Annotated in this window: 9 protein-coding genes and 2 pseudogenes; 5 read left to right on the top strand and 6 right to left on the bottom strand. The window is 60.3% G+C overall.

Annotation, left to right across the window (positions count from 1 at the left end; translation table 11 throughout):
* Nucleotides 1-105 precede the first annotated feature (105 nt).
* From VKR55_RS25470 to VKR55_RS25455, 4 genes are all read right to left on the bottom strand, one after another.
* Nucleotides 106-849, bottom strand: a complete 744-nt coding sequence (locus VKR55_RS25470; RefSeq protein ID WP_324407706.1) for a DUF5131 family protein — start codon at nucleotides 847-849, stop codon at nucleotides 106-108.
* Between the two features lie 9 nt (nucleotides 850-858).
* Entirely contained in the window at nucleotides 859-1,689 is an 831-nt protein-coding gene (locus tag VKR55_RS25465; RefSeq protein WP_324407704.1) for a three-Cys-motif partner protein TcmP, read from the bottom strand.
* Between the two features lie 1,149 nt (nucleotides 1,690-2,838).
* Complete coding sequence (locus tag VKR55_RS25460; protein WP_324407702.1) at nucleotides 2,839-3,060, bottom strand: hypothetical protein; 222 nt, start codon at nucleotides 3,058-3,060, stop codon at nucleotides 2,839-2,841.
* Nucleotides 3,061-3,315: 255 nt separating this feature from the next.
* Entirely contained in the window at nucleotides 3,316-3,735 is a 420-nt protein-coding gene (locus VKR55_RS25455) for a hypothetical protein (RefSeq protein ID WP_324407764.1), read from the bottom strand.
* A 39-nt stretch (nucleotides 3,736-3,774) separates the two neighbouring features.
* On the opposite strand from VKR55_RS25455, the gene VKR55_RS25450 reads away from it, so the two are divergent.
* Both VKR55_RS25450 and VKR55_RS25445 read left to right on the top strand, forming a co-directional pair.
* Nucleotides 3,775-4,230, top strand: coding sequence for a LysR substrate-binding domain-containing protein (locus VKR55_RS25450; protein WP_324407700.1), 456 nt, complete (start codon nucleotides 3,775-3,777; stop codon nucleotides 4,228-4,230).
* Nucleotides 4,231-5,058: 828 nt separating this feature from the next.
* Entirely contained in the window at nucleotides 5,059-5,478 is a 420-nt protein-coding gene (locus VKR55_RS25445) for a hypothetical protein (RefSeq protein WP_324407699.1), read from the top strand.
* Between the two features lie 533 nt (nucleotides 5,479-6,011).
* Here VKR55_RS25445 and VKR55_RS33125 read toward each other — a convergent pair.
* Nucleotides 6,012-6,186, bottom strand: a pseudogene (locus VKR55_RS33125) (IS110 family transposase); the annotation flags it as partial.
* Between the two features lie 63 nt (nucleotides 6,187-6,249).
* Between VKR55_RS33125 and VKR55_RS25440 the strand changes: the two are divergent.
* The gene (locus tag VKR55_RS25440) at nucleotides 6,250-7,818 is read left to right on the top strand and encodes an adenylate/guanylate cyclase domain-containing protein (RefSeq protein ID WP_324407697.1); all 1,569 of its coding nucleotides are present in this window, start codon (nucleotides 6,250-6,252) and stop codon (nucleotides 7,816-7,818) included.
* 1,747 nt (nucleotides 7,819-9,565) lie between these two features.
* On the opposite strand, the gene VKR55_RS25435 is transcribed toward VKR55_RS25440, so the two are convergent.
* Nucleotides 9,566-10,942 (bottom strand): FAD-binding oxidoreductase, encoded by a 1,377-nt coding sequence (locus tag VKR55_RS25435; RefSeq protein WP_324407696.1) that lies wholly within the window; start codon nucleotides 10,940-10,942, stop codon nucleotides 9,566-9,568.
* 110 nt (nucleotides 10,943-11,052) lie between these two features.
* Here VKR55_RS25435 and VKR55_RS25430 point away from each other — a divergent pair, with 110 nt between their 5' ends.
* Complete coding sequence (locus VKR55_RS25430) at nucleotides 11,053-11,961, top strand: LysR substrate-binding domain-containing protein (protein ID WP_324407695.1); 909 nt, start codon at nucleotides 11,053-11,055, stop codon at nucleotides 11,959-11,961.
* 3 nt (nucleotides 11,962-11,964) lie between these two features.
* Nucleotides 11,965-12,396, top strand: a pseudogene (locus tag VKR55_RS25425) (transposase); the annotation flags it as partial.
* Nucleotides 12,397-12,516 lie beyond the last annotated feature (120 nt).

Raw genomic sequence — 12,516 nt, 5'->3', positions numbered from 1 at the left:
AGCCAGGATCAGCGGCGCGACTATGCGACCGCGATCGAGCGCATGTGCGTTGCAATCGGCGGATCACGCTCCGCTGATCCGCCCTACAGGGCCTACGCTGGCGCGCTAAGCGACGCTGGGCATCTCGTCAAAGGTCATGTCGCGATAGTAGCGACCGGTCGCGTTCTTGCGCACGCCGCCCCACTGTTTGAAGAAGAAAGCCACGCCGGATTTCCGACACATGGCCGCGATCTCATCGACCCACTCGCCTGCCATCGGGCGAGCACGCGGACCGCTCTCGCCGCCTACAATCGCCCAATGAATGCCGCTCAAGTCAGCTTTCGCCACCGACCCGAGCAAAGGCTCGAAGGAGACAAATCTAACTGCCGCGCGGACCTTTCGCAGGTCGTCGATCCGGGGAAGATATTCAACGCTCTCTACGGTGGTGCCCAACCAAACGTTCTTAAGCACCGGAAGGGATCGCGTCACTTCCAGCATCCGGTCCGGACGCTTCGTCAAGACCTGATATGTGTGCTGGGTTGTTGCCTCCATCACCGACCAGACTTCAGCGACAAACTCGGCAGGCACGCCGTCGTGAAACAAATCCGACATCGAGTTCACGAAGATCTTCCGTGGCTTCCTCCAGCTCTTCGGCACGTCAAGCGAGTCGCGATCAAGCCGAATTTTGCCGGTCCAGACAGCTCGACGGCCACTCTTCCTGGTCAAGCCGCGATATTTCGGCATCGACATTGCATCGAGCCTCGCCGCCATTCTCATCGCGTAGCAATTGGTGCAGCCGGGAGAAAGCACGCTACACCCTGCGACCGGATTCCATGTCGCATCGGTCCACTCGATCGAAGTATCAGCCATGTTGCTGCCTCACAGTAACCGCCCCTGCACGTGGATGTTTCGGATGTCGTCCCACAGCCTCCGCCCGAGCTCGTGAGCACTCACGAACACCAGCCAGTAAAGACGCTGCCCCCTTGTCGCCGAGACTAATTCTATCCCTTCCGCTGGCGATGTACCAAGACTGCGGATCGAACCAAGCCAGTAGCGAAGCAAATCAGCCCGAACATCTTCGTCCTTCCGCCCGGCATCGACGCGATTGCGCCACCCAGGCATGAACGCATCGAGCGTCCCACCATTTTGATCAAGATAGCGCCTCAGATTTCGCTGCAAATCAAAGGTGCTGACATGAATCAGCATGTCCATCCTCGGCAGCTTCGCCAGGCGTTCGATGACGGAGAACGGCAGGTGTTCCAGATTGTAAGGATCGAGAAAGGCGAAATGGAGTCCTGCCGGATTGAGAGCGTAGATGATGCGATCAACCGCCTTTTCGGCAGGCTCTGAATAATAGTGTGCCGCGCCTCCAAGGCTCGCAATGCGCTGGCGCAATGCTGCGATATTCTCCTCATCGATGTCGTTGAAATGCAGATCGGAGAAGCCGGTGCGGCTTACACGAGCAGCTTTGAAGGCAACCAATGGGCTCCCATCGACGAACTCATTCGTGTCTTCGATTTGCGATCGGCCAGCACCCGAATACAACTCAATGTAGGCTGCCCCACCTTCACCTCGAGGAGGGAGAAATTTCGCTCGGGCAGCTCGATAAGCATCAATGTATTTCCTAAGCCGTTCGTGCTTTTCGGCCGCCCAAGGACCCACGATGCTGGCGGGAAGGCCGTCCGTTGGATCGATTGCCTTGTTTGCCACGCCCTATCCTCCAAGCCGCAATTTACCCTTGACCAAATCCAATCATAGTGTATGTTCCCGTTTTGTTCTAATCCTGATTCGAGGGGGCGTCGCGACCGTCACGGACGCTGGATTGGAATGCGATGGACGTGGCTTTTTCGCGTGACGAGCGAGGTAGCCACGGACGAGCGAAATCGTGTGGTCCTGATCCCCCGGCGCTGGGATCAAGTTTCGCGGGAGGCGATCCCGCGGGGCGACGGAGGCTAACAAGCCCGGTACTCCGGGGAGAGCGCGTATAAGCCGTAAAACCATTGCGCAGGGAGTGCCGGTGTTTCGGCGTACCTGTGGCGTTTTCTTCTGCATGCGAGCCGCGGGTGCGACTGGTGCATCCGGTGCTCCCTGCGCCCTCGCTTTCCGCGAGGGACAGAGAATGACCCATCATCCGGACGCGCACAGCGCCGCGGGACGTTGTTCTGCGTCCAGCGACGAGCCAATGGCCGATTTCAAGCGGTTGACTTGAGAACCACCAGCAATCAGAACCAATTCAAGGTGAGAATGGTCGGAGTGGCAGGATTCGAACCTGCGACCCCTGCGTCCCGAACGCAGTGAACATCTTCTAAGTTGTTGATTTTTCTCGCTGCGACAGGTGTTTCCGTCTCGTTTTGTTCACGGTCGTTTCACCCAATTCGTTGCGATTTCGTTGCGGCGTTCTCAGGGAGAACGAGCAGCAGTTGCTTGGTCGCACGGGTGGTGTTCCAAACGAACCTAAGACGCGGGCACTGGCCCAGTTCGGTGCGTCGTAGGTTCAAATCCCGGAGGCGCAACACCCGATCTCTGCGATACGGCGCCCAAAATATGAAAGGCGACGCCTTCGCCGATTTTGCAAGAATCGGTGGTTGCGGGGGCCCGCAACACCCGATTCTTGCGGTTGATTGAAAGCGAAATTCCAAGGCTAGTCGCATGAAAGGTCGAACCTTGAGTAGCCACCACAGGAATCGACCAGTGTCCCCAACCAGGTCAAGGTAGTCCGGGACACGAATTCTCACGCAAAATCAAAGCGAAAAGGCCAATGGATGTGCAAAAAGAGTAAGAACCAGATCGGAACGAAACCCTATTTGCTGTTGACGTGCTGTTCATCGGCGTCGCCACCTTGTTCGCTAAGCGGCCAACCTAACACGGCCTGCCAATTGGAAAGAACAATAGTCTGATCGCAGGCGCGTGCAATCGACTGGTGATGACAACTGCCGCTGCGGCGAGGGCTGCTAGTTTGTGTAGGTCGGCGCCTTTCGACCGGACGCGGTCCGGCCGCTCCTCGAATGCGGGGATGTTGACCACCTGCTGACGTTTCATGACCTCGCGGGCGGAAACCACCTTCGATGTGTTGATCGACATTTCAAGCTCATCATCGCAATCATCGCACGATCCATCAAACGCCCGTGGGCCTGCATGGCGCGCCTTTCGATGTGATTTGGACGAAAATGCCTACCCGCGATTGAATTTGCATTGGCTTTTGAAGTTGCAATGGCTCGCCGCAGCGAGCGATCGCCTGACCGCACACTCTCAAGGCGAAATCTGAGCCGAGCAAGCCCGGCTGAACGATTTGTCGGACGGCGGGCCGGCGGCAGCGGCCGCGTTGCGCCAGCGGCTTCAGTCGAGCCCCAGCGGCGCTCCAAACTCGTTGTCGTCCATGCGCGCAAAGTCATGCCGGGGATACACGTCCCTTGCGCGGACGAAGAAGAATTCATCGAAAGCCTTCGCAGCTTCGGGCCGCAGCGGATTTGCGGTGCGGGCAAAGGCGATCTTTGTAAAGAACGACACCACGCCTGGAACGGCGACGAATTCGAAATGATCCGGAAATGCGTGCGCCCAGAATGAAACGAGGTGAAACCAAGTGAAGGCGACGTCCGCATAACCGCGAGCGACCATCTCGGGCAGATCGCGATGCATGATGCCGAGGCAACCGGGAAAATTGGTCTCAGCTGCGACGAGAGCGTTGGCCGCGGGCTTGCCAAGCTGCGCTTCGACGGCAGCAAGGCACTGCGCACGGACGTCGCCTGAATCGGGCAGCGCGATCCGCGCGCCGGTGCGGACCAGGTCGGCGAGCCCATGAAGTGCTGTTCAACGATCGATACGGCGGCGGCGGCGGCGAGAAGAGCAGGTGGGCGCGGCGCAGGGTCGGACCTGGTGGATGCGCCCTGGATCATGACGCCGCTCGATGCGCTGGGCGATACGTTCGTGGCCGGCTCGTTCGCAAGGCGAGGACTGAAGGCGCCGAACCTGATGATCACGACGTTCTCAATCCATCTGCGCAACCATCTCGTCGGGAGCGGCGAGTTCATCACCGCCTTGCCCAGTTCGGTGTTATGGGTCTACCGCAGGCTCCACGGCCTCAAGGAGCTGCCGATCGACCTGTCGGTTCGTCCGCCGGTGGCGATCGTCACGCCCCGGAACCGGACCCTTACTCCCGTGGTGCAGTCATTCATCCGCTGCGCACATGACATCGCGCGGTCCTTCGTGCCGGGAGCGCTCGCGCAAGACACGAAGCGGCGCCGCCTCGAATAGAATTTGCCTTCACTTTCGTCGCGATGTCGCGTTCGACGCTCTGCGATAGGGCCGCCGTTGCCAGCGCGCGGACACGACCCGTGATCAAGGCGGGCGGACGAGGCCAACCAGTTGGCCGTCGCGGGCCCCCGGGCCGTCAGCACTGCCGCCGAGGCGGCGCCTCGTTAGTGATGGATAAATCGATGTCCCGGGGCGTATCCCGAAGCACCGGGAGGTCCTCGCAAACTGCCGTGTGCTCTCATTAAGCGACCCGGCGCATAGCCAGACGCGCCCGGATATCCGGCGACGGAGCCATGCGCGCGGAACTCTTGCCCCGGAGCGAACGCCGAAGCTCCACCGCCGCGCGCATCGGCCGTTGACGACGCTGCGAGAAGCACCAAGGCAGCAAGCATTGTGATTCTCGTCATTGTTTCCTCCTCCATTTCCTTTCTCCCGACGCTGCGCTGGTCCTCCCGCAGCTCGTGGAAATTACGAAAACGCCGGGCATGCAGGTTTGTTCAACAAGGCGAGCGCTGTGCAGCGCAACACGTTGGTTCGCGTTGGCGAGGGCTCAGCGCGCGCGTAGTGGAAGAACTCGCGGTGGCCGGAGCCGCCCCGCTCGCACGTCTAACTTGCAAGTCGTCCGAATTCGAGTCGAGCGAAGTCGTCGAACAGCGATCGTCTAGTGCGACTCCATATTGGCAATTGGGAAATCTTTGGAGCTTTTCTGTGATCGGCCCGTTCATCGCGAGTTCAGCCCAAAAATAACAAAGCTGACGGGTCGCAACGCTTGCAGGAAATCCTGACGACGTTGTCGGCGCAGCGCCACTTTCCAAAGGGAGCAAGTTCATGATTGATCGGCGTCTCGTACTCGGAATGATCGCGGCGATTGCCACAATCGACGCGTCTCGCATCGCGTTCGCGAAGGAGAAGCACCATCTCAATGGAAAAGATCTGCTTGGCGAAAACATCAAGAAGAATGGCAGGCACAAGATCTATACGACTGGCAAAAAAGTCGATGTGCTTGCCGAAGTGAACAACGGCAAGGTTACCGCTGTTACCGCCGCCGGAATGCAAGTAAAGAAAGTGAAGTCTCGTCAGAAGCTGGCTGAGATGACCCCTGGGATCACGCTTGCCAGCATGCAGCTCGCACAAGCAGACGTCTACTACTACGGCTATTGGGTCTATGACGATCTTACCGATACCTACATTTGGTTCCCGGCCGACTACGTGATCGTTGATTCGTCTTGGGTCGAGTACACGGCTTAGCTTAGGCCGCCAGAGCGATCAGGCCGGTGATCAAACGCCGGCCTGCCCTGCCTCGTCGGCCACGAACGGTCCACGCGGTTCGCAAAGAAACTCCGCTTCTTGACCAGCGTTGTCGCCAAGTGAACCCATGTGGCGGCCTCCCGCCGGCATCATAGCGCCACGGCGAAGCAGTAGTGCCCATGTGTGGACGGCCCCTGCGGCGCAAGAGGTTTTTTGACGTTTCGGCAAGTTGGTCGAGTGCGCTCATGTGTCCGGCCTGTTTGCGCGGTACATATGACCGGTGAACCTGATGAAAGTTCGCGGACCAGGTCCCAATCATCTTTTCGCACTCGAAGTGCTGGGCACTATTCGGGTTTTCCCAGTCCCCGGCTCAACCGGTTCGCCATCACGTCATTGCACCCCCTGCAGCCGGTAAAAGTCACATCGGGTCGTTGGCCGGGTTCAGTGGAGCAAGCTGCGAGCGAGCGCGCTCCCAAACGGCGCCGTAGCGAGCGAGCGGCTTGCGGTCAGCAAGCGCAGACAAATGTTGTCTGTCATGCCGCTGCCCTCGTGATCGTCGCCTCTCGGTAGGTCTCGCCGCGGATCAGGATCGCCCAAGGCGATCCGCGCCGCCTTGTTAGCGAGCGCCACCGAAACCAGGCGGGCCGAACGGCGCTCGAGCAGCGTGTTGACCGAGGCGAAGGCCGGCGCTCTGGTGGCGCCGCGCCGACCGGATCACAGCCTCAGCTTTTTTCGAACAACAACCGTGCCGACGGCGTCGACACCGTGAATTTGAAACACTCTCTTCGCGATATCCAGGCCGATCGTGGTAACTTGCATGGCGGACGGTTCCTTTCGTTGTGGCGTTCAGCGACAACCACGCTATGGCACATCGATGCCGGTGAGCAGGGGTCGTCCACCCCATCACCTTCATCGGCCGTGGCGCGCCATTGCCTTGCTGGGAGGTTCCCTGGCTGCCAAGCCCGGACGCCTGGGGCAAAGCTGGCCCGTCGTGCGCTACTCCCTGGCGCGCAGCAGGCTATGGCTCTAGCTTCGTGGTTCAGAGATACTGGATTCCGGCCTGAACTCTGGGTGCGTACTCTCATGGAAATATCGATACCGGCGGATGAACCCGAACGGCTCGAAACGCTCAAGAGCTACGCCATACTTGATACACTTCCCGAAATCGGCTTCGACGAAATCACAGACCTCGCGGCGCACATCTGCGGCTGTCCCGCCGCCCTGATCAGCTTCGTCGATGAGTCGCGTCAATGGATGAAGGCGAAGTACGGTCTTCCGCCGGACATGTCCGAATGCCCGCGGGAAATCTCGATCTGCCAGGTCACGATCTGCAATAACGACGTCCTCTACGTTCCCGAGCTGGTCAAGGATCAAAGGTTCAACACCAGTCCGCTGGTGACAGGCGATCTGGCGCTGCGTTTCTACTGCGGCGCTCCGCTCATCACGCCGGAGGGTCATGCGCTCGGCACCCTGTGCGTCGTCGACTTTCAGCCGCGCGAGCTGACCTTCGAGCAGAGGGAGGCGTTGCGTCGGCTGTCGCGGCAGACGATGGTTCACCTCGAACTGCGCCGGCAGCTGCTTGCGCGCAACGAGTCGCTGCTCCAGCTGCAGCACGCGCGCGATCGCGCGGTTGCCGAAAAGGCCGAATCGGACCGACTGCTCCTCAACATCCTGCCCTCCTCGATCGCGGATGAGTTGAAGGCCAACGCGCGGGTCCAGCCGCGCTTCTTCGACAATGCGACCGTCATCCTGATCGACTTCAAGGGATTCACCCGCCTGGTCGAAACCCTGGAGCCGGCAAGCGTCGTCGATCAGCTCGACCAGCACTTCACGCGCTTCGACGACCTCATGGCAAAGCATCGTCTGGAAAAGTTGAAGACGATCGGAGATGCCTACCTCGCGGTCGGCGGCGTGCCTGAACCCAACCGCTCGCACGCAGTCGATGCAGCGCTGTGCGCGCTGCAGATCCTCGATCATCTCGCAAGACTCAATCGCCAGCGCGAGAAGGTGCGATTGCCCGCCTGGCAGGCGAGGGTCGGAATCAATACCGGACCGGTGATTGCCGGCGTCGTCGGCAAGCATAAGTTCACCTACGACATCTGGGGTAATACGGTGAATACCGCCCAGCGGCTCGAAGCGGCCGCGGAGCCGGGCCGCATCTGTATTGCCGAATCGACTTGGCACCACGCGAAGTCGCGGTTCGAAACCGAGTCCCGCGGCGCGATCGAAGTGAAGCACCATGGTCTTGTGAACATGTATTACCTCAATCGCATCAAGCCCGAGTTTGCTGCCGATGCAGCTGGCCTGACCCCTAACGATCGCTTCTGGAAGCAGGACTGAACAATGACATCTCGCGACGTCTGAGGATGGCGGGACTGCCAGAGTAGTGGTCCCAAGCCCCCTCCCTTGGCCGCGATGGCCTGTTTTTGGCACATCTCAATCGACCGCGCGGATCGATCGAAAGGGCCGCGGTCGAACGTAACCGGACCACCCTGCGAAATCGGGAAGGCAGCCGCCCGTGAGGCGAAGCGCAAGGTCGCAGGCCGTCGCAGATTGGCCAACCGGAGCGCTAGGTCGGCCGTGCCCTCATAGCGCCACGGCGAAGCAGTGGTGCCCATTTCCATCGGCTGTGGCGCGCCAAATATCTGATTAAAGTACAATCGATTTCCGGACTGGCCCGAAATGGCCCAGACCAAATTTTCTCTTTAGTCTGGGGGAATTCTTGTCTCGACGCGAGGCTTGTCCTCCACGAAGCCGCGGGGGCTGCTGACCCACGCCTCCTAGCTACGATCTCGTCGTCTGATGTTCGGCGGCTGAAAAAACCCAGATCGCTGCCTGGTCGGCCAGCGAGAACGTCTGCCGCCAACGGGCAGAGGTGAACCGAGTCTTGCTCGCAATCAAAAGACGTGAAAACAACCCCATGCAAAGTAATGGCGAGCCTATGCACAGTCAGCGGCAGAGGCGTATCTCTCGAGCGTCGCCGGTTGTCTCAACAACAAGCGGAAGCCGATTGGCAAGAGGAGCGCGCGTCCGCTCTCGACTGGATCGTGCGTACAAGAAGAGTAGCCGCTCGGCCTCCGCCGTCAGGGGTTCGCTGCGAGTAGCAAGCCAACCGCCGCCGCGGCGAGGGAATAGAACCAACCTGAAACTGCTCTAGCTTAGCTAAGTCCTAGCCGAGGCGGGAGATCGCCATCTCGGTACACGTATTGCGAGTACAACCTATTTTTGCCCACAGGCCTAGCTTAGCGCTTTCGCCATGCCTTCAGTGGCGGCGTCTCGATCAATCCTAGCGGAATCGATCGGAAACTGGACTTTGACCCAAGCTAAATGAAATAACGCCGTGGAATCGGTCCGCGAACTTGGGAATAGAGGGTGCATTTTGCAAGGCTTCCTCAGGGGCGCACCGCGAGTGGGCGTTGCGGACCTGCGCCCACTTGGTCCACGACCCTCTCCCGGATTTGAATCCTTGTCGTGTTGAGGAAGAATCATTCGGGCCGCGTGGCGGGTGGTTGGCCGGAAGAACACGTCGTAAAACCAAGAAGAATGTGAACGACCTCCGGACCGAGGAGAAGTTGTGCAAGAGAAAGGCCCTGGTGAAGAAAGAGCCCAACGCGGTCGCCCCGGCTCTCAAGGTGCCGGGCACGTGCCTGAGAAGCCGATCGTCGACCGCGGCGTCATCGAGGTCCGCCACGGAGCGCTGCGCAAGAAGGTCAGCCAAACAGCGATGGGCGTCGATACGCGAGGGCTGCACCAGGCGATGAGGTTTGGTCCCGCGGGGCTTACGTCGGCCGGCATCCTGTACGGAAATTGTATGCTCCCGACCCCGCCTAAACCTCCTTGAGACCAATTTTGCAGCCTTGCGGCACCTCAGTGCACCTCGAAAACCCCAAATTCCGCGATTTCTGGATGAGGTAGTGTCTCTTCAGGACTTCATCCGACAGGCCCTGTCCGACGGGGGCTTCGAAGTTGACATTATCCTCTCAGGAGAAGCAGCCCTCTCACGGTTGCGCAGGCGGGGATTTTGCCCCGATATTGAGCGCCGGAGTGAGAGCCCCGCCCAGTCGAGGATCGCGATGGCTGCTCCCGATCAGGCCAACGGTCGGACGTTCTGGTTCATGCGGAAGAAATTCTTTGGATCATAGCTTGCCTTGATCCGCTGCAGACGTCGGTAGTTGGGTCCATAGGCCGCAGCGACAGGATCGCCCGTTTCGTCATCATCGAGATAGTTGACATAGCGGCCGGCGGCGAAGAAGGGCCGCATCGTTTCGTAGGTTTCGCGCGCCCAGGAGATGCAGCGGCTCGTGTCGCCAGGCTGCATCCATTGCGCGAGCACCGAGAAATTGTAGCACTCTTGCCGATGCGGAAAAGCCGTATCACTGGCACCGACGCGGGTCACCGCGCCGTGGATGTGCTCCAGAAGCAGCTGCCCCATGGGCGTCGGGCACCGCGCGAAGCAGTCGATCATGGTCGCAATCGCAGCGTCACTCAGCTGCATAAGGAAATTCGATTTCCAATAGTTGAGGGCGCCTTTGGGATAGCTGGCGTCGAGCATGCTGTTGAGCTGGCAGTAGGGCATGGGCCCAACTGCGTCCACGATGGGAACCCCGAGCTGTTTCAGCGGCCGCATGGCTCGTTCGGCTTCCGCTGCAGGGCCGCAGTGGCAGGTGACCAGAGCGGCGACCTCTGTGCCAGATCCGTCGGGCGCATGTGTCAGGGATGCGAACAGCGTGTGCTCGTCCGGTAGAGATCGCGTGCTGGCTCGGAAGAATTCGAGCACGTCACGGGAGCGTTCGATGGGGTAGCCGATTGGGCCACCGATGACGGTTGGCCCGACTGGGTGCAGGTCGTATTCGAAACTGGTTGCGATGCCGAAGTTTCCGCCGCCGCCGCGCACAGCCCAGAACAGATCGGGTTCCTCTTGGTTGCTGGCTCGCAACACTCTGCCGTCGGCGGTGACGAGCTCGACCGCCCGCAGGTTGTCGAGCGCCAAGCCGTACTTGCTCATCAGCCAGCCTAGCCCTCCGCCGAGGGTTAGTCCGGCGATGCCCGTGGTGGAGATCACGCCGCCCGTGACCGCGAGGCCGTGAAGTTGCGTCTCCCGATTAAGCTCCCCCCAAGTGACCCCGCCCTGCGCCCGCACCGTTCTGCCGACAGCATCGACGTGGACGCCCTTCATGGGCGACAGGTCGATCATTATTCCGCCGTCGATGGTCGCGCGTCCTGCCACGTTGTGGCCCCCGCCACGAACCGCGACCTCAAGGCCGAGCCTGGTCGCAAGATCGAGGGCATCCACGACGTCCGTCGCACTGCGGCATCTGGCGATCAATGCCGGCCGTTTGTCGACCAGGCCGTTGTGGACCTTTCTTGCCTCCTCGTAGCCTGCATCCGTAGGCTTGAGGAGTTGTCCCCCGAAAGAGGCGCGAAGATCGGCGGCAGCGCTGGCGACAGAGGCGATTGACGACATGATGTGGTCTCCTCCAAAATGCAGCCTGCCGTATCTTCGATCGCGGCCAGCCTCGAAGCAAACTTGAAGAATTCAGCTGAAGATGAACTGATTTCATCTAGACTGCCGGCATGCACAAGCTGCCGCCCCTCATTGAGCTCCGCGCGTTCGATGCTGCCGCCCGCCATCTGAGTTTCAAGAAGGCCGCAGCAGAACTCGGCGTGACGCCGACGGCGATCAGCCACCAGATCGGGCAGCTTGAGCAGTATTGTGGCCGCGCTCTGTTCCGCCGCAGACCACGTCCTCTTTCGCTGACCGATGCCGGCGCACGACTTTTCCCAACGATCCGCGAGGGGCTTGAGGCGTTTGCCACCGCGATCGCCGCTGTGAGGCGGGATGCCGACCAGCAGCCTCTCCGGGTGACGACGACCAACGCCTTTGCCAGTCGCTGGCTCGTCCCGCGTTTGGCTGCCTGGGGAAAGTTGCATCCCGAGGCGCCTCTCGAGGTCATCGGCACGGACAGCGTGCTCGATCTAAGAGCTGGTGATGGCGATGTCGCCATTCGCTATGCCACGAGTCGGCTGGGGCCCACGGATGGCATTGCGGACGAATTCCTGAGCGACACCTTCTGGCCCGTCTGCAATCCTCGACTGCTGTCATCGGGACGTCTGAAGAGCCCTGCCGATCTCAAGAAGCACGTTCTCGTGCATTGCTATTGGTCGCCGTCCGATCGCGACCCGCCCACCTGGCAAAGATGGTTTGCCCTCGCGCGGCGTAAGTGGCGCGAGGTGCCCGACTTCAAGGAGGTGCAACATTTAAGCTTCCGGGAGGAGCTGCACGCGATCGAGTCGGTGATCGCTGGGCAAGGGCTTGGCATCTTCAGCGACGTGCTGGTGGCAAACGAACTCGCCGCCGGCCAGCTCGTGAAGGCATTCGGGCTCAGCTTGCCAGGTTATTGCTTCTACGTGGTTCGCCGGCGCGCTCATCCGCGCGAGAAGATCATTCAGGCGTTCTCCGCCTGGGTGCGCTCTCTTAAGTAGGGCTCACTGCTGGTAGCCGACCCTTGGCGCCTGCACGACGAAATCACTGCCGACTACAATGACATGATCTACGCAGCGACGCGCGAGGAGATCGAGGCACCGCGCAAGGCCTTCATCCGCAAGTGGCGGCTCAAGTATCGGGCGGTGGCCCACAGCCTGCAGGAAGCCGGTGACCGGCTCTTCACCTTCGCCCGACTGCCACCGAGCCAGTGGAAGAGCGCACGCACAACAAACGCCATCGAGCGGCTGCACGAGGAGTTCAAGCGACGCATCAAGACGCAGACCGTTCTGCCATCAGCGGATACTGCGGCAATGTTGTTCTGGGCTTTGCTCGCTTCTGGTCAGATCAACATGCGCAAGGTCGGTAGCTGGAAAACGCTCACCACAAAGCCCATCGATCAACCAATTGACCTCGCTGCGCGCTCCGGGGCATAGCGACCAGTGAATCCGATTGATGGCGACCACCATTTCCGATCGATGACGACCACCTGTTCCGGTCGATGGCGACCAGGGCAACAGGGCTGTGGACGGGCGTGATGAACGCCGTTGGGTGAT

It is taken from the genome of Bradyrhizobium sp. (assembly GCF_035309285.1).
Classification (GTDB): domain Bacteria; phylum Pseudomonadota; class Alphaproteobacteria; order Rhizobiales; family Xanthobacteraceae; genus Bradyrhizobium.
The sequence above is the reverse complement of the archived record's forward strand: the minus strand, read 5'-3'. Positions and strand labels throughout refer to the sequence as shown.